The following is a 22540-nucleotide window of genomic DNA, read 5'->3' as shown; positions in this document are numbered from 1 at the left end:
AAACGGAATTAACCCACCAAGGAGGCTGCCATGACTGCCGCACTGCACATCCACCAACTGAACAAGCATTTCGCCAACGGCAAACACGCCCTGCGCGACATCAACCTCACCGTGCAGCGCGGCGAGATGGTGGCGCTGATTGGTGCCTCGGGCTCGGGCAAGTCCACCCTGCTGCGCCATGTGGCGGGCTTGGTGGTGGCCGATGCGTCCAGCGATTCGCTGATCGAGGTGGATGGCCGCTGCGTGCAGCAGGCGGGGCGCATCCACAGCGACATCCGTAGGGTGCGTTCGCAGGTGGGCTTTGTGTTCCAGCAGTTCAACCTGGTGGACCGCTTGCCGGTGTTGATGAACGTGCTGGTGGGCCTGCTGCACCGCACGCCCTGGTGGCGCGGCTGGCTGCGCATGTTCAAGCCGCAGGAGCGCGCGCTGGCGCTGGAAGCGCTCCACCGCGTGGGCATTGCCGAATGCCATGCACAACGTGCTTCCACCCTGTCCGGCGGGCAGCAGCAGCGCGCGGCCATTGCCCGCACGCTGGTGCAGGGCGCCAAGGTGGTGCTGGCCGATGAGCCCATCGCGTCGCTCGACCCGGAGTCCTCGCGCAAGGTCATGGACATCCTAGCCCGCATCAACCGCGAGGACCGCTGCACCGTCATCGTGTCGCTGCATCAGGTGGATGTGGCCATCAAATACTGCCCCCGCGTGGTGGCGTTGCACCACGGCCAGGTGGTGTACGACGGCCCATCGGCGGCCCTCACGCCCGCACTGCTGCGCAGCCTGTATGGCGTGCACGCCGACGAAATTCTGTCGGATGCTGCGGGTGCCCCACCAGCACCCGTGCATGCCCCAACACCCGTCCCGCAGTGGGCGCCCGCCATGGTCCAGGCCGCCTGAACGGTCTTTTGTTTCTTTTCAATTCCTTTCTCTGGAGTTTTCAACATGTTCAAGAAACTGTGTGCCGCCCTGACGATCGGGCTGGGTTTGACCACGGGCGCGTTGGCCCAGGACATCAACTTCGGCATGATCTCGACCGAGGCCTCGCAAAACCTCAAGGCCGACTGGCAGCCCCTGCTGGATGACATGGCCAAGCAGACCGGTCTGAAGATCAACGCCTTCTTTGCATCCGACTACGCAGGCCTCATCGAAGCCATGCGCTTCAACAAGATGCAGGTGGCTTGGCTGGGCAACAAGTCGGCCATGGAAGCCGTGGACCGCGCCAATGGCGAAGTCTTCGCGCAGATGGTGAACGCAGACGGCACACAGGGCTACTACTCGCACCTCATCGTGCACAAGGACAGCCCCCTGGCCACCCTGGATGACGTGCTCAAGAACGGCAAGTCGCTGAGCTTTGGCAACGGCGACCCCAACTCCACCTTGGGGTTCTTGGTGCCCGGCTACTACGCCTTTGCACAGAACAAGATCGACGCGAAGACGCACTTCAAGATCACGCGCAGTGCCAACCACGAGACCAACGCGCTGGCCGTGGCCAACAAGCAGGTGGATGTGGCCACCAACAACAGCGAGAACCTGGAAAAGATCAAGGAGCGCCAGCCCGAGAAGTTCAAGGACATCAAGATCGTCTGGACCTCGCCCCTGATTCCGCTGGACCCGCTGGTGATGCGCAAGGACTTGCCCGAGGCCACCAAGACCAAGATCCGCGACTTCTTCTACAACTACGCCAAGACCGATGCGCGCGAGAAGGAGATCGTGATGAAGATCTCCAAGCTCTCGGGCTTCAAGCCATCAACGAACGCACAGCTCACCCCCATCCGCCAGCTGGACCTGTTCGGTAAGCGCAACAAGATCGAGGCCGACGCGACGCTGGCTGATTCTGACAAGAAGACCCGCCTGGCCGAGATCGACCAGCAGCTGGCGTCGTTGAAGTAATCCGTAGGTTTCTTGTTGCGACCCGGGTGTCTCCATGTCCTCTGCTTTGAATCCCTCGCTGGCCCCACTGGCCGGCACCTCGTCGCCCAAGCGCAGCCTGGCCTGGTACCTGTCGTGGGGCATCCTGCTGGTGTTGTTGGCGGCGTCCTGGAAGGGCGCCGACATGCGCCCGCTCGATCTGTGGAACGACTCGGGCAACATGGTCAGCTATGCGGCGGAGTTCTTTCCGCCCAATTTTGCGCAGTGGCAGATCTATGTGCAGGAGATGCTGGTCACGCTGCAGATCGCGCTGTGGGGCACGGCGCTGGCGGTGGTCACCGCCGTGCCGCTGGCACTGCTGGCCTCGTCCAACATCGTGCCCTGGTGGGTCTACCAGCCAGTGCGCCGTGTGCTGGATGCGTGCCGCGCCATCAACGAAATGGTGTTTGCCATGCTGTTTGTGGTGGCTGTCGGGCTGGGGCCGTTTGCCGGGGTGCTGGCGCTGTGGATCCACACCTCGGGCACCTTGGCCAAGCTGTTCTCCGAAGCCGTGGAGGCGATTGACCCGCAGCCCGTGGAGGGCATCCGCTCCACCGGCGCCAGTGCGCTGCACGAGATCATCTACGGCGTGATCCCGCAGGTGATGCCGCTGTGGATTTCGTACACGCTGTACCGCTTTGAGGCCAACGTACGCTCGGCCTCGGTCGTGGGCATGGTGGGCGCAGGCGGCATTGGCGTGGTGCTGTGGGAGATCATTCGCGGGTTCCAGTACGCCGAGACCTGCGCTGTGATGCTCATCATCGTGGTCACGGTGAGTGTCATCGACCTGGTGTCAGCGCGTATTCGCAAGGCCTTGGTCTGAGCGCGGCAAACAAAACTCTTCTGGCGTTGTTGCTGCGTCTTGTCGTACTACGCGTACTGCCTGCGACGCAGCGCCTAGCCAGAACCGCTTCGCTGAGTGTTGTTAGCCGCTCCAAGTTTTTAGGAAGATTCCATGGCATTGAGTCTTGAAGACATCGCCCACCTGCTCGCCACCCGGGGCGTGAATCAATATGGCCGCGAGGCGGTCAGCCAGCTGGAGCATGCCTTGCAGTGCGCGCAGTGGGCCGAGAAATCCGGCGAAACCCCCGCGACGGTCGCAGCGGCTTTGCTGCACGACCTGGGCCACCTGCTGGCACCCGGGGGCGACACGGCCGAGCAGGACGACCTGCACCAGTACATGGCCATCCCGTTCTTGCGGAGCCTGATGCCCGACGCGGTGCTGGAGCCCATCCGCCTGCACGTGGATGCCAAGCGCTACCTGTGCACCATGGAGCCGGGGTACTGGGAGACGCTGTCACCCGCATCGCAGCACAGCCTGGTGCTGCAGGGCGGGCCCTTCACGCCCAAAGAGGCGATGCAGTTTGCAGCCCAGCCGTTTGCGCAAGAGGCCATCCGCCTGCGCCGCTATGACGACCATGCCAAGGTGCCAGGGCTGGTCACGCCGCCGCTGGGCTACTACATGGCGCTGGTGCAGCGTCTGGTGCAGGTTCCGGCGGTTGGTGCTCCTGCTGCAGACCTCATCCCGGTGGCGGCGTAGACAGGCGCGCGGCGCGGCCGGGACAAGCGCCCCGCGTCAGCTGCCCTTGTAGCCATTGATCCACCCCAGGTCCAGCGGCCGGTCCTCGAATTCGGTGTTCAGGACCACGGTGCTCGTGGTGCGCGCCACGCCGGGAATCGCCTTGATCTGGTAGAGCACGTCCTCCAGCCCGCGCGCGTGCGTGGTGCGGATCTTGGCCAGGAAGTCGTGCTCGCCAGCCACGCTGTGCAACTCTTCCACCTGGGGGATAGCGCGCAGGCGCGGCGCAATGTCACGGCAGTGCGCGCCGCCATCGTTGCGGATCGCCACAAACGCGGTGAAGTTCAGCCCGACGCGCTCCGGGTCCACGCTGATCGAAAACCGGCGGATCACGCCCTTGTCCAGCAGCTTCTTCACACGTTCGTGCACGGCGGCGGTGGACAGTCCCACCTCGGCGCCTACATCGGCGTACGAACGTCGGCCATCCGCGCCCAGTGCCGAAATAATTCTGGCGTCCATGTCATCTGTCTGAATATTTGCTTGCATAGCCGCTTGTTTTTGGTAAAAATTCCGAAAACCTTGCGGTTTCCATAAATTATTCGGTCAGGTGGAGAATATGCCGGCAATTTTCAACGCGCAAGCCCAATCACAGCGCAGCTGGGCGGTGGCCCTGGCGCTGCTGCTGGTCTACATCGTCTGGGGCACCACCTATTTTGCGATTGGCATTGCGGTGCAAACCATGCCGCCCCTGCTCATGAACGCCATCCGCTTCCTGTGTGCGGGTGGTGTGATGCTGCTCATTGCACTGTGGCAAGGCCATGCATTGCCGACGTGGGTGCAATGGCGCAACTCGGCGGTGGTGGGGGGCTGCATGGTGTTCCTGGCCATGAACCTGATGGGCTTTGCGCAAAAGCTGGGCATTGGCTCGGGTCTGATGGCCACGGTGGTCACCACCATGCCCATGTGGCTGGCCCTGTGGTCGCGCTGGGGCGGCGAGCGTGTGCCATTCACCAGCTGGATCGGACTGGCACTGGGCGTTGCAGGCGCGCTGCTGCTGGCGCTGGAGGGCGACTTTTCTGCCACCTGGCTTGGCGCGCTGCTGGCCTTTGGTGCACCGCTATGCTGGAGCATCGGCTCGTATGCATCGCGCAGGCTGTCGCTGCCCGCGCCCGCCATGGCCTCGGCCGCGCAGTGGTTTGCGGGGGGCGCCATGGGGCTGGTGGTGGCGCTGTGGTTCGAGCCTTTGAGCGCCTTGGGCCAGGTCAGCGCCAAGTCGTGGGCGGCGTGGGTGTATCTGCTGGTGTTTGGCACCTTGGTCGCGCTCAACGCGTACCTGTGGCTGCTGCAGAACACCTCAGCGGCGCTGGCGGGGAGTTACTCGTTTGTGAACCCTGCGGTGGCCCTGCTGGTGGGGGTGGCCCTGGGTGGGGAACTGCTCACGGGGTGGGTGTATGCGGCATTGCCGTTGATTGCTGCGGCGCTGGCGTTCATCCTGTACGGCAAAACACTGCAGGGGTGGTGGGTGGCGCGGCGAACGGCGGGGCTGGGCGTGCGGGCCGGGTAGTTGGGGCCGCGTGCTCTGCCCCAACGAGGTTCTCGGAATATTTAATCAAAAATGATAGCGTTCAGCACAAGGTGGTCAGGCGCAAGGCAGTGATTTCCTTCTGATTCTCGTTGCGCAGATACTGCTCACTCCGCATCCGGCACCACTGCCGTCGCCTCGATCTCCACCTTCGCCCGTTCTTCCATCAACCCCGCCACCTGCACGCAGGCCATGGCCGGGAAGTTCTTGCCCAGCACCTCGCGGTAGACCGCGCCCAGTTCCTTCAGGCGGCTGTTGTACTCGTTGCGGTCGGTCACGTACCAGGTCAGCCGCACCAGGTGTTCGGGGCCTGCGCCGCCAGCCTCCAGCACCGCGCGCACGTTCAGCAGCGTTTGCTTGGTCTGGGCGATGAAATCGTCGCTCTCGAACTGCTGCTGCGCGTTCCAGCCGATCTGGCCGCCGGTAAAGACCATCGTGCCGCGTGCGGCCACGCCGTTGGCGTAGCCCTTGGGGGTGACCCAGCCTTCGGGCTGCAAAAGGGTGTTTTTCATCGTCATGTCGTTGTTTTTGTAGGGGAGGGCGATGGCGAGGCGCCCGCACCCTGGCGCAGCTTGAAGCGCTGCAGCTTGCCGGTTTCGGTGCGGGGCAGTGCCGCTACAAACTCCACTACGCGTGGGTATTTGAACGGGGCGATGGTGGCCTTCACATGGTCCTGCAGGGTCTTGACCATGGCGGCGTCGCCGGTATGGCCGGGCTTCAAGACGCAGATGGCCTTGACCACCATGCCGCGCTCTTCGTCGGGCACGCCGATCACGCCGCACTCGGCCACGGCGGGGTGGCGCAGCAGGGCGTCTTCCACCTCGGGGCCGCCCACGTTGTAGCCGGCGGTGATGATCATGTCGTCATCGCGCGCCTGGTAGAAGAAGTAGCCGTCCGCGTCCTGCGTGAACGCGTCGCCGGGGTAGTTCCAGCCGCCCTTCACGTAGTTGGCCTGGCGCGGGTCGTCGAGGTACTTGCAGCCCGTGGGGCCGATCACGGCCAGTTTGCCCACGGTGCCGCGCGGCACCTCGTGGCCGTCATCGTCCACCACCTTGGCGATGTAGCCGGGCACGACCTTGCCCACCGCCCCCGCCCGGCTCTCGCCGCCCGCTGACGAGATGAAGATGTGGAACATCTCGGTGGCGCCGATGCCGTCCGTCATGTCCAGGCCAGTGGCGTCCCGCCAGAGCTGGCGCGTGGCGTCGGGCAGGCCTTCGCCCGCACTCACGCTGGTGCGCAGCTGCGGCAGGCCGATCTGCTTGGCGAACGGCGCCATCTGCCGGTAGAACGTGGGGGCGGTGTAGCAGATGGTGACGCCCGCTTCGCGCATCAGGCGCACCATGGTTTCGGGCGTGTAGGGCTGGTCGGGGAAGTACACGCTGGCACCCGCCCACATGGGGAACACGAGCAAGCCACCGAGGCCAAAGGTGAATGCCAGGGGTGGCGAGCCCGCCACGATGTCGTCGGGCGTGGCGCGCAGCACGTGGCGTGGCCAGGCCTCGCAGCCTGCCAGCACATCGCGGTGGGTGTGCACGGCGGCCTTGGGGGCACCTGTGGTGCCGGAGGTGAAGGCCATCAGCGCGATGTCGTCTGCGGAGGTGGGGCAGGGCGGCGTGGCGCCGGGCTTGCCCTGTGCGCGCTGCAGCAGGTCGGCAGCATCGGGCGCGGTGTGGAAGGGCACGATGGTGGTCAGCACCGGGTGCTGTGTTTGTGCCGTCTGCAGCTCCGTCAGCAGGCGGCCGTCGCACAGCGCCAGCGTGGGCTGGGCGCGGTCGATGATGCTGCCCAGCTCCACCGCCCGCAGCAGCGGCATGGTCGCCACCGCCACCAGCCCGGCGTAGACCGTGCCCAGCCAGGCCAGCGCCATCTCCACCGTGTTGCCGCCGCGCAGCAGCACGCGGTTGCCGGGCACCAGGCCATGGTCCTGCGTCAGCACCTCGGCAATGCGTGCGGCCTCGGCGCGGGCGTCGCGGTAGGTGTATGTACGGTGCGGGCCGCGCAACAAGGGGCGGTCGCTGTGGCCCGCGCGCTCGGCCTGGTCGAAGAGGGCCTGCACCAGGTTCGCCTGGTCTGCGATCTGCAGCTCGGGCAGGTCGTAGCGCAGGGTGGGCCAGGCCTCGGGCGGCGGCAGGCGGTCGTGCACAAAATGGTCGGGCTGTGCGGAGGGTTTGGAAGAGGCTTTCATGGCATCACTCCTGCAGAACGGCCTTGCCGATGATGAGCTGCTGCACCTCGGTGGCGCCTTCGTAAATGCGCAGCGAGCGGATGTCGCGGTACAGCGATTCGACCTTGCTGCCCACCTCCACCCCGCGCCCGCCGTGCAGTTGCAGCGCCATGTCGATCACGCGCTGGGCGTTTTCGGTGGCGGTCATCTTGGCCATGGCTGCTTCTGCGGTGACGCGCGCCTGGCCGGTGTCGCGCAGCCAGGCCGCGCGGTAGGTGAGCAGCGCGGCGCTGTCCACCAGTGCGGCCATTTCGCCGATCTTGGCCTGCGTGAGCTGGAAGTCTGCGAGCGTCTGACCGAACATGCGGCGCTGGCGGGCGTGGTGCACCGCCTCGGCCAGCGCGCGGCGCGCCATGCCCAGGGCTGCGGCGGCGACCGACGCGCGGAAGATGTCGAGCGTGCGCATGGCCAGCTTGAAGCCGCCGTTTTCTTCGCCCAGCAGCGCTGTGGCAGGCACGTTGCAATCGGTGAACTGCAGCGTGGCCAGCGGGTGGGGCGCCATCACGTGGATGTGGTGCGAGGTGTCCAAGCCCGGCGTGTTCGCGTCGACGATGAAGGCGCTGATGCCGCGCGTGCCGCCGCTGGGGTCGGTCTTGGCGAACACGCAGTAGAAGTCGGCAATGCCACCGTTGCTGATCCAGGTCTTGGTACCTGTCAGGGAATATGAGCCTTTTTGACCGCTATCGCCTGATGGGTCAGCGCTGCTAGCTATTGTTTGCATAGCGCCCACATCCGAACCCGCCTCAGGCTCGCTCAGCGCAAACGCCGCAATCAGCTCGCCGCGCGCCACGCCCTGCAGGTAGTGCGCCTGCTGCGCGGGGCTGCCCGCCAGGGTGATCGCACCGCTGCCCAGGCCCTGCATCGCAAACGCAAAGTCCGCCAGCGGCGAGTGGTAGGCCAGGGTCTCGCGCAGCAGCACCAGCGCGCGCGAGTCCAGTGCGGGCAGCGCGCCGCCGTGGGCCGCAGGCACGCAGTAGCGCAGCCAGCCGCCCGCGCCCAGGCGCTGCACCCAGTCGCGGCAAGCGGCGCGGTCGTCGGTTTCATCGACCGCTTGCGCGGCAGCCCAGGGCACCAAGCCCTCGGCCAGCGCGCGGTGGGCGTCATCAAAAAAGGGCAGGGCCAGGTGCGCCGTGGAGGGCGGGCAAGGGGCGGGGGGCGTGGCGATGTGCATGTTCTTAGTCCCCCTGGAACACCGGTTTCTGCTTGGCTGCAAACGCCTCGTAGGCGCGCCGGAAGTCTTCGGTCTGCATGCAGATGGCCTGCGCCTGGGCTTCGGCTTCGATGGCCTGTTCGATGGTCATGCTCCACTCCTGGCTGAGCATGGTCTTGGTCATGCCGTGGGCGAAGGTGGGGCCGTCGGCCAGCGCGCGCGCTGTGGCTTGCACGTTGGCCAGCAGGTCGGCGCTTTCATACAGGTCGTTGAAGAAGCCCCAGGCCAGTCCTTCGTGCGCGGTCATGGCGCGGCCGGTGAACAGCAACTCGCTGGCGCGGCCCTGGCCGATCATGCGGGGTAGCAGCGCGCAGGCGCCCATGTCGGCGCCTGCCAGGCCCACGCGGGTGAACAAGAAGGCGGTCTTGGTGGCCTGGGTGCCGTAGCGCATGTCGCAGGCCAGCGCCATCATCGCGCCCGCACCGGCGCAAATGCCGTCGATGGCGCCCAGCACGGGCTGCGGGCAGGCGCGCATGGCTTTCACCAGATCACCCGTCATGCGCGTGAACTCCAGCAGTTCGGGCATGGTCATGGTGGTCAGCGGGCCGATGATCTCGTGCACATCGCCGCCCGAGCAAAAGTTGCCGCCCGCGCCGGTGACGACGATGGCCTTCACGTCGGTGGCAAAGCGCAGCGCGTAGAAAAAGTCGCGCAGCTCGGCGTAGCTCTGGAAAGTCAGCGGGTTCTTGCGGTCCGGTCGGTTGAGCGTGACGGTGCCCACGCCATCGGCAAAGCTCCAGGCAAAGTGCTCGGCCACGTAGCTGGCCTGCGGGTTGAACTGCTCGCGCATGGGGTTGCTCGCCCCGATGTAGTGCTTCATTCGGCTGTCTCCAAAGAGTTGTTTTGTGTGTGTTCTTTGACCTTGCCCAGCAGGCGGTACAAGGTGGCGATGTCGCGCTCGCCCAGCGTGGTGAAGGCCTCGACGATCCACTGCTCGTGCTGGCGTGCCATGGTGTTGAACTGCTCGCGGCCTTGAGGCGTGAGGCGCACCAGGTACGCACGGCGGTCACCTTCCACGTCCATGCGCTCGACCAGCCCTTCGGCAACGAGCTGGTCGGTGATGCCGGTGATGTTGCCGCTCGTCACCATCATCCGGCGCGAGAGCTCCTTCATCTTCATGCCGTCCGGTGCACGCTCCAGCTGCGCCATCAGGTCAAAACGCGGCAAGGTGGTGTCGAACTGCGCGCGCAGGTGGCTGCGCACCTGCTTTTCGATGAGCTGGGTGCAGGTGAGCAGGCGCAGCCACAGGCGCAGGGCCTCGGGGTGTTCGCTGGGGGCGGCGCCGTGCAGGCGGGCTTCGAGGTCCATGGGGGGTTACTCGATGGCTGCGGGTTTGCTGGATTCCTGCGCCGGGGCAGTCAGCGCGGCCATCTGCTTTTGCTTGGCGATCTCTCGCAGCATCTGGTCGCGGCCGCTGTGGTATTGCACAGGCCAGTCGGTGTGCGCTGCGGCCACTTGGCTCAATTGTGCGGAGGCGTGCAGCGTCCAGGCCGGATCGGCCAGATGGGGGCGGGCGATGGCGCACAGGTCCGCGCGCCCGGCCGCGACGATGCTGTTGGCGTGGTCGGCCTCGGTGATGGCACCCACGGCCATGGTGGCAATGCCCACTTCGTTGCGGATGCGGTCGGCAAACGGCGTCTGGTACATGCGGCCGTACACCGGGCGGGAGTTGCGCGTGGTCTGGCCGGACGACACATCGATCAGGTCCGCGCCCGCCGCCTTGAAAAGCCGTGCGATGGCAATCGCGTCGTCGGCCGTGTTGCCCTGGCCGTCTGGCAGCCAGTCGTGGGCCGAGATGCGCACGCTCAGCGGCTTGTCGGCGGGCCATACGGCGCGCAGCGCGGTGAACACTTCGAGCGGGTAGCGGCAGCGGTTGTCCAGGCTGCCGCCGTATTCGTCCGTGCGCTGGTTGGTGGCGGGGCTGATGAAGCTGGCCAGCAGGTAGCCGTGCGCGCAGTGCAGCTCCAGCCAGTCAAAGCCGCAGGCCACGGCGCGGCGGGCGCTGTCCACAAATGCGGCGGTCACGCGGTCCATATCGGCACGGTCCATGGCCGCAGGGGTCTGGTTCTGCGCGCCGTAGGCGATGGGGCTGGCAGCCAGCAGCGGCCAGTTACCCGTCTCCAGCGGTTCGTCCGTACCCTCCCAGCCGACGCGCGTGGAGCCCTTGGGCCCGCTGTGGCCCAGCTGCAGACCGACCTTGGCCGTGCTGCTGGCGTGCACGAAGTTGACGATGCGCGCGAAGGCGGCTTGCTGCGCATCGTTCCACAGGCCGGGGCAGGCGGGGGTGATGCGGCCCTCGGGCGTGGGGCTTGTCATCTCCACCATCACCAGGGCGGCGCCGCCCAGCGCGCGGGCGCCGAGGTGCACGAGGTGGAAGTCCTGTGGCACGCCTTCGACCGCGCTGTAGGTGGCCATGGGCGAGACGACGATGCGGTTCTTGAGCGTGAGGCCTTTCAGTGTGAAAGGCGTGAGCATGGGCGGTACGGCCGCCTTGCCGCCCGCCAGCCAGGCCTCATAGCCTTCGAGCCACGCCGCATCGCGAAGCCGCAGGTTCTCGTGGCTGATGCGCTGGCTGCGCGTGAGCAGCGAATACGCGAACTGCTCGATGGGCATGCCTGTATAGCGGCCCACGTTTTCGAACCACTCGGTGGAATTGCGTGCGGCGTTCTGGATCTTGAGCACCTCCACACTGCGGCGTGCCTCGTAGTGCTGCAGCACCTCGTCGATGGGCAGGCCGGTGGCGAATTCGTTGGCGAGATCGATGGCGTCTTCGAGCGCCAGCTTGGTGCCGCTGCCGATGGAGAAATGGGCCGTATGCGCGGCATCGCCCATCAGCACGATAGGCACCTGCTTGCCGCCAATCGCTTCGCGGTGCACCCAGGTGTTGCAGATCACGCGCGGAAAGCGGATCCAGTTGGCCGAGCCGCGCAGGTGCGTGGCGTTGCTGATGAGCGCGTTGCCGTCCAGGTACTTGGCGAACAGCTTCTCGCAGAAGGCGATCGCCTCGGGCTGCTCCATCTGGTCCAGGCCGTGGGCTTTCCACACGGCCTCGGGCGTCTCGACGATGAAGGTGGAGGTGTCGGCGTCGAACTGGTAGGCGTGCGCCTGGAACCAGCCATGCTCGGTCTGTTCGAACGCGAAGGTGAAAGCGTCGAACTTCTTCTTGGTGCCCAGCCACACGAAGCGGCACTGGCGCAGGTCGATGTCGGGCTGGTAGGTGGCCGCGTAGCGGGTGCGGATGCGGCTGTTGAGGCCGTCGCTGGCGATCACCAAGTCAGCACCGTACTGCGCGGCGAGCGCCTGGTCGTCGGCCACGTCGGTCTCGAACACCAGCTCCACGCCCAGCGCCAGGCACCGGTCCTGCAGGATGTTGAGCAGCCGCTTGCGGCCGATGCCGCAAAAGCCATGGCCCGTGGAGCGCACGCTGCGGCCCTTGAAGAACACCTCGATGTCGTCCCAGTGGTTGAACGCATCGCCGATGAGCGCGGCCGTGGGGGCGTCCGCCGCCTGCAGGTTGGCCAGCGTCTGGTCCGACAGCACCACGCCCCAGCCGAAGGTGTCGAACGGTCGGTTGCGTTCGACCACCGTGATGCGGTGCGCGGGGTTTTGCTGCTTCATCAGCAGGGCGAAATAGAGACCGGCGGGCCCGCCGCCAATGCAGAGGATGTTCATGTCAAAATAGTTTAGACCTAAACAAAATACTGTCAATGGGGGGTTCCCGTGCGGGGCTTTGGGCGCCATCCCCGGCCCGCCCGGCGCACAATCTGCCCATGGGGCGTGCCGTCGCGTGCCCTGTTGTGTTGACCTGACCCGAGAAGGCTTTTCCATCCCATGCTTTACAAATTCAAGTCCCGCGCCGCCGCCGATCTGATCATGCTGGAGCCCCAGGGGCGGCAGATCGTGACCATCATGGGCAAGACCCCCGGGGCGAGTGGCATCGTGACGGCAGCGCAGATCCCGGGTGCCATTGCCGCGCTGGAGGCCGCCGTGGCCGCAGAAGAAGCCCGGCCACCGGTGAACGAAGCGGACGAGGAGGCCACAGAGCAGGAGCGCGCCGAGGCTGTGCGCCTGCGTCAGCGCGTGGCGCCCCTCATCGAGATGCTGCGCCGCAGCGCCGCCGAGCAGGTGGACGTGGTCTGGGGCGTGTAGCCGTGGCCTCGGTCTTGCCACCGCTTGCCGTTGTACAGGCGCAGCTGGACGCCTACAACGCCAAGGACATCGACGCGCTGCTGGCGACCTATGCCCCCGATGCCGAACAATATGTGCTGCACGGAGAGCGCCTGGCCCAGGGCCACGCGCAGATGCGCGAGCGGTTTCTGACCCGGTTTGCCGAGCCCGACCTGCATGCGCGCCTGCTGTCGCGCACCGTGGTGGGCGCCATGGTGGTGGATTCGGAGTTGATCACCCGCAACTTCCCCGAGGGCCAGGGCACGGTGGAGATGTTGTGTGTGTATGAGGTGGTGAACGGCCGCATCCAGCGGGCATCGTTTGCCACCGGCGCAAAGCGCCTGGGGCCCTCCGCGCTGCCAGAGGGCTGACTGCACACACCGACGGGGTCCGTGCCCCGTGTCCGCATCAGTCCACTTTGGCGCCCGAGGTTTTCACCACCTGCGCCCATTTCTTGTGTTCGTTGTCGATGTGCTTGGCGAAGTCGGCTGGGGTGTTGCCACCGGGGATCGCGCCCTGGGCCAGCAGCCGCTCCTTCATCGCTGGTGTGGCCAGCGACTTGGCAACCTCTTGCTGGATGCGGTTCACGATGTCAGGCGGCGTACCTGCCGGGGCCAGCAGGCCGAACCAGGAGCTGGCCTCGTAGCCCTTGAGTGTGGGCCCGCCCGCTTGCTCGACCGTGGGCACATCGGGCAGGGCACCTGAGCGCTCGGCGCTGGTCACGGCCAGCGCAACCAGCTTGCCCGCCTTGATCTGCGCCATGGACGAGGGCAGGTTGTCGAACATCACGTCCGCATTGCCCGCCACCATGTCCATCAGGGCCGGGCCCGAGCCCCGGTACGGCAGGTGCAGCATGAAGGTGCCCGTCATGCTCTTGAACAGCTCGCCCGCCAGGTGGATCGACGTGCCGTTGCCGCTCGACGCCATGTTCATCTTGCCGGGGCTGGCCTTGGCCACGCGGATGAAGTCCTGCACGTTGTGAATGCCCTGGGCCTTGGCCTTGTCGGTGTTCATCACCATCACGTTGGGCACGGCGGCCACCAGGGTGATGGGCACAAAGTCCTTGATGGGGTCGTAGGGCAGCTTGGCGTACAGCGCGCGGTTGATGCCGTGGGTGCCCACGGTGCCCATGAGCAGCGTGTAGCCGTCGCCGGGTGACTTGGCCACCATCTCGGCACCCACGTTGCCACCGGCGCCTGCGCGGTTGTCCACGATGAACTGCTGGCCAAACGCTTTGGACAGCTCAGGCGCCATGGCGCGCGCGAGGATGTCGGTGGTGCCACCGGGCGCAAACGGCACGACGATGCGCACGGGCTTGGTGGGCCAGCCTGCACCCGCTGGCGCTGCCGCCTGGGCATGGGCCGTGCTGGGGGCCAGCAGCGCACCGGCTGCGGCCACGGCCAGTGCGCCCAGCGCACTCAGGGTGAAGGCCAGGGCCATGGCCTTGCGGCGGCTGCGCGCCTGGGCGCGGGCCTGGATCTGCGCGCTGGAGCGCGCGGGGATGCGGAAGTCATGCGGTTGTGCCATGGAAGCCATTCCTCGTTGAAACCAATGGAAGCTTGCGCCGCGCCGTCTGGGCTTGTTCGGCGCGTCTGCCCTCTGTTCTACGCGGGTGTGTGCGGCCCGGGCAGATGGGATTACCCGAAGGTGGCACGGCTCGCCCGACGTGCCGCTGTATGCGGGGCCGTCGAGTTGCCGTCAGGGGATCCGGAAAAGCAAAAAAAGCCACCGGGCCGGGCGGCGCGGTGGCTTGGTGGTTGGGTGATGCGATGCCGCACCGCCCAGGCTGGCAGCGATGCTGCCGGATCAGTCGGCGTAGGTGCCTGCGGCCTTGATAACGGCACCCCATTTGTCGATTTCGGCAGCCACAAACTTCTTGTGCTCGGCGCCATCCACGCGCTTGTCGGTCACCACCACGGCGCCCAGGGCTTCCTGCTTCTTGATGAACTCGGGGTCCTTCAGTGCGGTCTTGAGGGCTTCATTGATCTTCTTGGTGACATCGGCAGGCGTGCCCTTGGGCGCGTACAGGCCGTGCCAGATGCTCACGTTGAAGTCCTTCAGGCCCGACTCCGCCAGCGTGGGCAGGTCCTTCAGGGCGGGCGTGGTCAGGCGCTTGGCGGTGGTCACAGCGTAGGCCTTGACCTTCTTGCCTTCAATCTGCGAGGTGGTGTTGGTGGTCTGGTCGCACAGCAGGTCGATCTGGCCGCCGATCAGGTCGGTGATGGCGGGGGCGGTGCCCTTGTAAGGCACGGCGGTCATGTCCACCTGCATGGCGCTCTGGAACATCAGGCCGCACAGGTGCGACGCGGCGCCCAGGCCCGCGTTGCCCAGGTTGATCTTGCCCTTGTTCTGCTGGATCCAGGCCGTCAGCTCCTTGAAGTTGTTGGCGGGCATGCTGGGGCGCGCGATCAGCGTCATGGGCACTTCGTTGACCATGCCCAGGTATTCAAAGTCGTTGGGCACGCTGAACGACAGCTTGCGGTACAGCGCGGGCATGGTGGACATGCCGATGTGGTTGAGCAGCAGCGTGTAGCCGTCGGGGGTGGCGCGGGCCACGCGGGCGGCGCCTATGGAGCTGCCTGCACCGGCGGTGTTGTCTACCACCACAGTGGCGCCCAGGGGCTTGCGCAGGGCTTCGGCCAGGTCACGGGCCACGCGGTCGGTGGGGCCGCCGGCGGCGAAGGGCACCACGATGGTGACCGTCTTGTCCTTGGCGGGGAACTCTTGGGCACTGGCGCCAAAGGCGGCAGCTGCGGCGGCAGCGATCAGTGCGAGTTTCAGCATCTTTTTCATGGTCTCTCCTGTAAATGACGGGCCATGATAGCGAGGGGTATTTGCGGAAACATTGCGGATAGTACGTAGCACACTGGCGACATGGTTTTTAAGCGCAATGGGCCTGTTGCGCCTGCCTGTATTGCCTTGTTTGCTATGAATAGCGTAGCGATTGTTAGGGTAAACACTGCGGTTCCCCGGTGCGCCAAATGGGCATGTCTTGCGCTGGCGCAAGCCCGCCTTCCCCGGCGCGAAAACCTACGGCGGGCCCTTGAAACCGGTGCCCACCAACGCCAGAGCCACCGTGGAACTGGCTTGGCCAGGCCACAGGCGACTCAGGGGGTTACCGATAGCTCCGTGCGTCCTCAATCACCTTGCCGTCGTTGGGCAGCGTGCCCGGCGCCACCATCTGCACATCGCCGCGCAGCTTGGTCACTTCGCGGATGGCATCGCCGAGCTGGTGGGCCAGGCCTTCGGCGGTCTCGGTGGTCTCGACCTGCAGCACCATCTGGTCGTTGGCCATCTCGCCGCTGACCACCAGCCGGGCGCGCAGCACCTGCGGAAACCGCCGCGCAATGGTGGCGATCTGCCCGGGGTGCACAAACATGCCGCGCACCTTGGTGGTCTGGTCGGCCCGTCCCATCCAGCCCTTGATGCGGGTGTTGGTGCGGCCCGTGGGGCAGGGGCCTGGCAGCACGGCCGACAGGTCGCCTGTGCCAAAGCGGATGAGCGGGTAGTCGGGGTTGAGCGTGGTCACCACCAGCTCGCCCACCTCGCCCTCGGGCACCGGGTCGCCGGTGCCGGGGCGCACGATCTCGACGATCACGCCTTCGTCCAGCACCAGGCCCTCGCGCGCCGAGGTTTCATAGGCAATCAGGCCCAGGTCGGCCGTGGCGTAGCACTGGTAGCCCGCGATGCCGCGTTCGGCAAACCAGTCACGCAGGCTGGGCGGGAAGGCCTCGCCCGACACCAGGGCCTTGGTGACGGTGGGCAGGGGCACGCCCAGCTCGGCGGCCTTTTCGACAATGATTTTCAGAAAGCTGGGCGTGCCGATGTAGCCCGCCGGTTTCAGCTCGGACATGGCCTGCACCTGCTGCTCGGTCTGGCCCGTGCCGCCGGGGAACACGGTGCAGCCCAGTGCGTGGGCGCCGGTTTCCATCATTGAGCCTGCGGGCACAAAGTGGTAGCTGAAACTGTTGTGGATCAGCTCGCCGCTGCGAAAACCCGCCGCATGGATGGCGCGCGCCATGCGCCAGTAATCGGGCCGTGTGCCCTCGGGCTCGTAGATGGTGCCGGGGCTGGCAAACACGCGCGTCATGCCGGGGCCAAAGCCCAGCGCGCTGAAGCCGCCAAACACATTGGTGGCGCGGCCTGCCTGCTGGCGCTCCAGAAGTTCGTACTTGCGGGTGACGGGCAACTGCGCCAGCGCGGCGCGGCTGGTGACGGCCGATGCGTCCACCCCGGCCAGGATGCCGGCAAATGCGGGGGATGCCTTCTGGGCATGTGCCACCTGGGCGGGCAGCGCGGCCAGCAGGGCGGCCTCGCGCTCTGAAGGATTGCGGGTTTCCAGGGCGTCGTAAAACGTGCTCATGCCATGGGTTCCTATGCGGTGGTTATGAATGAAATAAGCCCTTTGCGCCTGTCCATCAAGCGCGAGTAGCTATCAAAATAGGAGTGATCTTGTGTTTGTAGGTATCTGGGTAGCGCTATCGCCAAAACCGCCACAGCTCCGTCTCAGCGCACCCGTGGAACTGGCTCTGTCAGGCCACCGGGTGCGTCCCCCTGAGGGGGAAGGCGCGCCAGCGCCTCCGGGGGCTTGTCAGGCCAACCAGCGCTTGCGCCGCTTGTAGCTCTTCACATCCTTGAAGCTCTTGCGCTCGCCGCCGCCCACGCCCAGGTAGAACTCCTTCACGTCCTCGTTGTTGGCCAGGTCGCTGGCGGCGCCGTCCATCACCACGCGGCCGCTTTCCATGATGTAGCCGTAGTCCGAATACTTCAGCGCCATGTTGGTGTTCTGCTCGGCCAGCAAGAAGGTGACCTTTTCCTTGGTGTTCAGGTCCTTCACGATGTTGAACACTTCTTCCACGATCTGTGGCGCCAGGCCCATGGAGGGTTCATCGAGCAGCACCATGCTCGGGTTGGCCATGAGCGCGCGGCCAATGGCGCACATCTGCTGCTCGCCGCCCGATGTGTAGGCGGCCTGCGAGGTGCGGCGCGTCTTGAGGCGTGGGAAGTAGTTGTAGACCTTCTCCAGATTGGCCGCGATCTCGGCCTTGCTGGTGCGGGTGTAGCTGCCCGTCATCAGGTTCTCTTCGATGGTCAGGTGGGCAAAGCAATGCCGCCCCTCCATCACCTGCACCACGCCGCGCTGCACCAGGTCGGCGGGCGAGAGATTCTCGATGCGTTCGCCGCGCAGCTCGATGCTGCCCTTGGTCACCTCGCCCCGCTCGCCCTGCAGCAGGTTGGAGATGGCGCGCAAGGTCGTCGTCTTGCCCGCCCCGTTGCCCCCCAGGATGGCCACGATGCTGCCCTCGCGCACCTGCAGCGAGACGCCCTTGAGCACCAGGATCACGTGGTTGTAGATGACTTCGATGCCGTTGACGTTGAGAACGATGTTGCTGTTGGAGTCCATGGTCTTCCTTCGCTGTGCCAATCGGAAGGGCTGCAGTACATCGCAATCCTTTCGATTGGCGGCTGCCACAAAGGCAGCCGCTAACTCACTGGCCCTGGAGACTGTCGCGGCCCAGACCAGTGCCACCGCGCAAGGGCCGCCCCGCCGCGCTGGTGGCGTCCCCCTTCCCGAATCGCGCAGCGATTCGAGAGAAGGGGGAAGGCGCGTCAGCGCCTCAGGGGGATGGTCCGAATCAAGACTGGCAATCCGCTGCGTCGCGGCGCGTCATCTTCTTGTCGGCCAAGTACTTGTCCGCACCGGCCTTGACCATGGGCTTCAGGATCTGCTCATCGGCCTGGTACCAGTCGGACGAGAAGTTCCACTTGCCGCCGTCCCAGGTGTGCACGCGCGCCCAGGTGGAGCCCATGTGGTCGGCGCAGCTGGTGGACAGCGGACGCATCACGCCGCCAAAGCCCAGCGCGTCCAGCTTCTTCTGGTCCAGGGCCAGGTTTTCCATGCCCCAGCGCACTTGCTCGCCGGTCATGACCTTGCCCTTGCCAAAGCGCTCCTGCGCGCGGCGCACCGACTCGACGGCCAGCATCTGGATGATCACGCCGCGCGTGTACAGCACCGAGCCCACTTCGTCCTTGGGACCCGTGCCCTGGCCCTTGTCGTGCACGTTCTTCAGGATGTCCTGGATCACCTTGGGCTGCTGGCCCGAGGTGTTCAGTGCCAGCGCGTTGTAGCCCTTGGCGCCTTCGCCCACGTCGCGCACATCGGGTTCGGCACCGGCCCACCACACACCGTACATCTTGTCGCGGGGGTAGCCCGTGGCCTGGGCTTCCTTCAGGGCGGTGGAGTTCATCACGCCCCAGCCCCACAGCAGCACGTAGTCAGGGCGGCTCTGGCGCACTTGCAGCCAGGTGGCCTTTTGTTCCACGCCGGGCGCGGTCACGGGCAGCATCTGCAGCTCAAAGCCGTGCATCTTGGCGCGCTCCTGCAGCAGCGGGATGGGCTCCTTGCCGAACGGGCTGTCGTGGTACACCAGCGCGATCTTCTTGCCCTTGAGCTTGTCCAGGCCGCCATTGGCCTTGCCGATGTGCTGGATCAGGATGTCGGCACCGGTCCAGTAGCTGCCCATGAAGGGGAAGTTCCACTTGAACGCCTGGCCGTCCTGCGCCACCGACAGGCCGTAACCCAGCGTCATCAGCGGGATCTTGTCCACGGGGGCCTTTTCGGTCAGCGCAAAGGTGATGCCGGTGGCCTGGGGGTCGAACAAAGAGACGCCGGGGCGGCTCTTCAGGCGTTCGTAGCATTCCACGCCCCGGTCGGTGGCGTAGCCCGTTTCGCATTCTTCAAAAGTCAGCTTCACACCGTTGATGCCGCCGTCGCGGGCGTTGATCATCTTGATGTAGTCCTGCTTGCCGTTGGCCCATGGCACACCGTTGGGTGCGTACGGACCCGTGCGGTACGACAGCAGCGGGAAGAACTGCTCCTTGGCTTGTGCGAAGGCGTTCGTCGCGATGGACGAGGCACCGGCAGCAACCACCGCAGCGGCGATCACGATTTTCGAAAGCTTCATGGATGTCTCCTTTGAATGAATGTGTTGAAGCACGGAAAAAACAGGACGGATGGACAGTTAACGCGGCAATGCGACGGGGGCGAATCGGGAATTGCGAGTAAGGGGTTTCCTGCAATGCCGCCCGGTCAATGGGGGAAGGGCCACAGGCGCAGCTTCTGCTTGGCGGTGGACCAGAGCTTGGCCAAGCCATGGGGCTCGACGATCAGGAACCACACGATCAGCGCACCGAAGATCATCAGTTCGGCATGCGACACGCCCGCCGTGGACACCTCGATGCCAAAGAGTCCCATGAAGGCGGGCAGGAACTGGTTGAGCACGATGGGCAACACCACGATGAAGGCCGCGCCGAAGAAGCCGCCCATGATCGAGCCCAGCCCGCCGATGATCACCATGAACAGCAGGCGGAACGAAATCTCCACCGAGAAGGCGGCTGGCTCCCACGCGCCCAGGTGCACAAAGGCCCACAGTGCACCGGCCATGCCCACGATGAACGAGCTGACGGCAAACGCGCTGAGCTTGGCGTACATGGGGCGGATGCCGATCACGGCCGCGGCCACGTCCATGTCGCGGATGGCCATCCACTCGCGGCCAATGGCGCCGCGCACCAGGTTCTTGGCCAGCAGGGCCACGATGACCAGCAACGCCAGGCAGAACAGGTATTTGCTGGTGGCGCTTTCGATGGGCATGCCCAGCACCTGCAGGTTGTTGACCGACACCGAGCCCGAATCGGAGTTGTTGGTGAACCACTTGATGCGCAGGAACATCCAGTCGCTGAAGAACTGCGCAGCCAGCGTGGCCACCGCCAGGTACAGCCCCTTGACGCGCAGGCTGGGCAGCCCGAACAGGATGCCGAAGAACGTGGCGCACAGCCCGCCCAGGATCAAAGCCGGAATCAGCGGCATGCCCGGAAAGCGCACGAAGAAGTTGTAGGCGCCGTAGGCGCCCACGGCCATGAAGGCGCCCGAGCCCAGCGAGATCTGCCCGCAATAGCCCACCAGGATGTTCACCCCCAGTGCCGCCAACGCCATGATGACGAACGGAATCAGGATGGCGCGGAAGATGTAGTCGCTGGCCAGCATGGGCACGGCGATGAAGGCGATGGCCAGGATGATGCCGATGGCAATGCGGTCCTGCGCAATCGGGAAGATCTGCTGGTCGGCGCGGTAGCTCGTCTTGAACTGGCCGTTTTCGCGGTAGAGCATGGAAGTCTCCTGTTGTTTTTATGGGTTACACGCGATCGATGATCTTCTCCCCGAACAAACCTTGCGGTCTGAACAAGAGAAAAACCAACGCCAGCACATACGCAAACCAGATCTCTATGCCCCCACCCACGAACGGGCCCAGGTACACCTCGGAGAGCTTTTCACCCACACCGATGATCAGCCCACCGATGATGGCGCCGGGCACCGAGGTGAGGCCGCCCAGGATCACCACCGGCAGTGCGCGCAGCGCCACGGTGGTCAGCGAGAACTGCACGCCCAGCTTGCTGCCCCAGATCATCCCGGCCACCAGGGCCACGACACCCGCCACGCACCACACGATCACCCAGATGCGGTTGAGCGGGATGCCGATGGATTGCGCCGCCTGGTGGTCGTCGGCCACGGCGCGCAGGGCGCGGCCGGTGGATGTCTTCTGGAAGAACACCGACAGCAGCGCCACCAGTGCGGCGGCGATGGCTGCGGCGATCACGTCTTCCTTGTTGATCAGGATGCCGCCCTGGAACATGGACTCCAGCGCGAAGATGGGCTCCTTGGGCATGCCCACGTCGATCTTGTAGATATCGCTGCCAAACAGCGTCTGGCCCAGGCCTTCCATGAAGTAGGTGATGCCCAGCGTGGCCATGAGCAGCGTGGCGCCTTCCTGGTTCACGAGGTGGCGCAGTACCAGTTTTTCAATCAGCCAGGCCACCACAAACATGATGGCGCCTGCAATCACAAAGGCCGCCAGGTTGGCCACGATGGGGCTGCTGATGCCCGTCCACTTGGGGATCCACTCGGCAAAGCGGGCCATCGCCAGCGCTGCGAACAGCACCATCGCGCCCTGCGCAAAGTTGAACACGCCCGAGGCTTTGTAGATCAGCACAAAACCCAGCGCTACCAGTGAATACAGCATGCCGGCCATGAGGCCGCCGATCAGTGTTTCGAGAAAGAATGCCATGTTGTCGTCTCCTGATCAGTGCGAGGTGCCGAGGTAGGCACTGATCACGTCTTCGTTGCTGCGCACTTCGTCGGGGCTGCCGTCGCCGATCTTCTTGCCGTAGTCCAGCACCACCACGCGGTCGCTGATGTCCATCACCACGCCCATGTCATGCTCGATGAGCACGATGGTCGTGCCGAACTCGTCATTCACGTCCAGGATGAAGCGGCACATGTCCTGCTTCTCTTCCACGTTCATGCCAGCCATCGGCTCGTCCAGCAGCAGCACCTGCGGTTCCATGGCCAGGGCGCGGCCCAGGTCCACGCGCTTTTGCAGGCCGTAGGGCAGCTGGCCCACGGGGGTCTTGCGGTAGGCCTGGATTTCGAGGAAGTCGATGATGTGCTCGACGTATTCGCGGTGGCGGATCTCCTCGCGCTCGGCCGGGCCGATGCGCAGCGCCTGCATCAGCAGGTTGCTTTTGATCTTGAGGTTGCGGCCGGTCATGATGTTGTCGATCACGCTCATGCCCTTGAACAGCGCCAGGTTCTGGAACGTGCGGGCCACGCCCATCTCGGCCACCTGGCGCGAGTTCATGTGGTCAAAGGTCTTGCCCCGGAAGGTGATGGAGCCTTCGGACGGTGTGTACACGCCGTTGATGCAGTTGAGCATGGAGCTCTTGCCTGCGCCGTTGGGACCGATGATGGCGCGGATCTCGTGCTCTTTCACATTGAAAGAGATATCGGTGAGTGCCTTCACCCCGCCAAACCGGAGGCTGATGTTCTTGACGTCGAGGATGACGTCGCCGATCTTCTTGGTGGTCATGGTGGGGGGCTTC

The 22540-nt window shown here is 65.4% G+C and carries 22 protein-coding genes; 7 read left to right on the top strand and 15 right to left on the bottom strand.

From position 1 onward, the window contains the following. Window positions 1-30: 30 nt before the first annotated feature. The 4 genes from phnC to AvAM_RS20435 all read left to right on the top strand — a co-directional run bounded on the left by phnC (window position 31) and on the right by AvAM_RS20435 (window position 3442). Window positions 31-891, top strand: coding sequence for a phosphonate ABC transporter ATP-binding protein (gene phnC / locus AvAM_RS20450; RefSeq protein WP_137748788.1), 861 nt, complete (start codon window positions 31-33; stop codon window positions 889-891). A 45-nt stretch (window positions 892-936) separates the two neighbouring features. After that, window positions 937-1884, top strand: a complete 948-nt coding sequence (gene phnD, locus AvAM_RS20445; RefSeq protein WP_137748787.1) for a phosphonate ABC transporter substrate-binding protein — start codon at window positions 937-939, stop codon at window positions 1882-1884. Between the two features lie 34 nt (window positions 1885-1918). After that, on the top strand, window positions 1919-2725 hold the full coding sequence (phnE, locus tag AvAM_RS20440) for a phosphonate ABC transporter, permease protein PhnE (RefSeq protein ID WP_137748786.1): 807 nt from the start codon (window positions 1919-1921) through the stop codon (window positions 2723-2725). A gap of 132 nt (window positions 2726-2857) precedes the next feature. Next, window positions 2858-3442 carry a phosphonate degradation HD-domain oxygenase gene (locus AvAM_RS20435; protein WP_137748785.1) on the top strand — a complete coding sequence of 195 codons (585 nt, stop codon included), beginning with the start codon at window positions 2858-2860 and terminating at the stop codon, window positions 3440-3442. Window positions 3443-3478: 36 nt separating this feature from the next. Here the strand turns inward: AvAM_RS20435 and AvAM_RS20430 are convergent, their stop codons facing one another. Continuing rightward, on the bottom strand, window positions 3479-3940 hold the full coding sequence (locus AvAM_RS20430; RefSeq protein ID WP_137748784.1) for an Lrp/AsnC family transcriptional regulator: 462 nt from the start codon (window positions 3938-3940) through the stop codon (window positions 3479-3481). Between the two features lie 97 nt (window positions 3941-4037). Between AvAM_RS20430 and AvAM_RS20425 the strand changes: the two genes are divergently transcribed. After that, window positions 4038-4985, top strand: coding sequence for an EamA family transporter (locus tag AvAM_RS20425; RefSeq protein WP_137748783.1), 948 nt, complete (start codon window positions 4038-4040; stop codon window positions 4983-4985). 125 nt (window positions 4986-5110) lie between these two features. Here the strand turns inward: AvAM_RS20425 and AvAM_RS20420 are convergent, their stop codons facing one another. Genes AvAM_RS20420 through AvAM_RS20395 form a run of 6 tightly spaced genes read right to left on the bottom strand, consistent with a single transcriptional unit; the run spans window position 5111 to window position 12109 of the window. Beyond that, window positions 5111-5515: a RidA family protein gene (locus AvAM_RS20420; RefSeq protein WP_137748885.1), complete on the bottom strand. Its 405-nt coding sequence runs from the start codon at window positions 5513-5515 to the stop codon at window positions 5111-5113. Between the two features lie 2 nt (window positions 5516-5517). Then, window positions 5518-7188, bottom strand: coding sequence for an AMP-binding protein (locus tag AvAM_RS20415; protein ID WP_137748782.1), 1671 nt, complete (start codon window positions 7186-7188; stop codon window positions 5518-5520). A gap of 4 nt (window positions 7189-7192) precedes the next feature. Continuing rightward, entirely contained in the window at window positions 7193-8398 is a 1206-nt protein-coding gene (locus tag AvAM_RS20410; protein ID WP_137748781.1) for an acyl-CoA dehydrogenase family protein, read from the bottom strand. A 4-nt stretch (window positions 8399-8402) separates the two neighbouring features. Next, window positions 8403-9257: an enoyl-CoA hydratase family protein gene (locus AvAM_RS20405; protein ID WP_137748780.1), complete on the bottom strand. Its 855-nt coding sequence runs from the start codon at window positions 9255-9257 to the stop codon at window positions 8403-8405. Next, a complete protein-coding gene (locus AvAM_RS20400; protein WP_137748779.1) occupies window positions 9254-9745 on the bottom strand; it encodes a MarR family winged helix-turn-helix transcriptional regulator in 492 nt (163 codons plus the stop codon). The genes AvAM_RS20405 and AvAM_RS20400 overlap by 4 nt, the downstream gene beginning before the upstream one ends. Before the next feature lie 6 nt (window positions 9746-9751). Then, window positions 9752-12109, bottom strand: a complete 2358-nt coding sequence (locus AvAM_RS20395; RefSeq protein ID WP_137748778.1) for a bifunctional salicylyl-CoA 5-hydroxylase/oxidoreductase — start codon at window positions 12107-12109, stop codon at window positions 9752-9754. 159 nt (window positions 12110-12268) lie between these two features. Here AvAM_RS20395 and AvAM_RS20390 point away from each other — a divergent pair, with 159 nt between their 5' ends. Together AvAM_RS20390 and AvAM_RS20385 are read left to right on the top strand one after the other, a co-directional pair. After that, on the top strand, window positions 12269-12586 hold the full coding sequence (locus AvAM_RS20390; protein WP_137748777.1) for a DUF1840 domain-containing protein: 318 nt from the start codon (window positions 12269-12271) through the stop codon (window positions 12584-12586). 14 nt (window positions 12587-12600) lie between these two features. Continuing rightward, the gene (locus AvAM_RS20385) at window positions 12601-12975 is read left to right on the top strand and encodes a nuclear transport factor 2 family protein (RefSeq protein WP_137748776.1); all 375 of its coding nucleotides are present in this window, start codon (window positions 12601-12603) and stop codon (window positions 12973-12975) included. A gap of 37 nt (window positions 12976-13012) precedes the next feature. On the opposite strand, the gene AvAM_RS20380 is transcribed toward AvAM_RS20385, so the two are convergent. The 8 genes from AvAM_RS20380 to AvAM_RS20345 form a co-directional block, all read right to left on the bottom strand. Beyond that, on the bottom strand, window positions 13013-14044 hold the full coding sequence (locus AvAM_RS20380; RefSeq protein WP_137748884.1) for a tripartite tricarboxylate transporter substrate binding protein: 1032 nt from the start codon (window positions 14042-14044) through the stop codon (window positions 13013-13015). Between the two features lie 366 nt (window positions 14045-14410). Continuing rightward, complete coding sequence (locus AvAM_RS20375; protein ID WP_137748775.1) at window positions 14411-15397, bottom strand: tripartite tricarboxylate transporter substrate-binding protein; 987 nt, start codon at window positions 15395-15397, stop codon at window positions 14411-14413. Between the two features lie 322 nt (window positions 15398-15719). Further along, window positions 15720-16967 (bottom strand): phenylacetate--CoA ligase family protein, encoded by a 1248-nt coding sequence (locus tag AvAM_RS20370; RefSeq protein ID WP_137748774.1) that lies wholly within the window; start codon window positions 16965-16967, stop codon window positions 15720-15722. 228 nt (window positions 16968-17195) lie between these two features. Further along, window positions 17196-18008: an ABC transporter ATP-binding protein gene (locus tag AvAM_RS20365; RefSeq protein WP_015012347.1), complete on the bottom strand. Its 813-nt coding sequence runs from the start codon at window positions 18006-18008 to the stop codon at window positions 17196-17198. Window positions 18009-18240: 232 nt separating this feature from the next. Continuing rightward, window positions 18241-19569, bottom strand: a complete 1329-nt coding sequence (locus AvAM_RS20360; protein ID WP_137748773.1) for an ABC transporter substrate-binding protein — start codon at window positions 19567-19569, stop codon at window positions 18241-18243. 125 nt (window positions 19570-19694) lie between these two features. Then, complete coding sequence (locus tag AvAM_RS20355; protein ID WP_056059708.1) at window positions 19695-20771, bottom strand: branched-chain amino acid ABC transporter permease; 1077 nt, start codon at window positions 20769-20771, stop codon at window positions 19695-19697. 25 nt (window positions 20772-20796) lie between these two features. Then, the gene (locus AvAM_RS20350) at window positions 20797-21726 is read right to left on the bottom strand and encodes a branched-chain amino acid ABC transporter permease (RefSeq protein ID WP_056647436.1); all 930 of its coding nucleotides are present in this window, start codon (window positions 21724-21726) and stop codon (window positions 20797-20799) included. A gap of 15 nt (window positions 21727-21741) precedes the next feature. After that, window positions 21742-22527, bottom strand: a complete 786-nt coding sequence (locus AvAM_RS20345) for an ABC transporter ATP-binding protein (RefSeq protein WP_056060064.1) — start codon at window positions 22525-22527, stop codon at window positions 21742-21744. Between the last annotated feature and the right edge of the window lie 13 nt (window positions 22528-22540).

This window comes from Acidovorax sp. NB1, from assembly GCF_005405905.1.
GTDB lineage: Bacteria > Pseudomonadota > Gammaproteobacteria > Burkholderiales > Burkholderiaceae_C > Acidovorax.
The sequence above is the reverse complement of the archived record's forward strand: the minus strand, read 5'-3'. Positions and strand labels throughout refer to the sequence as shown.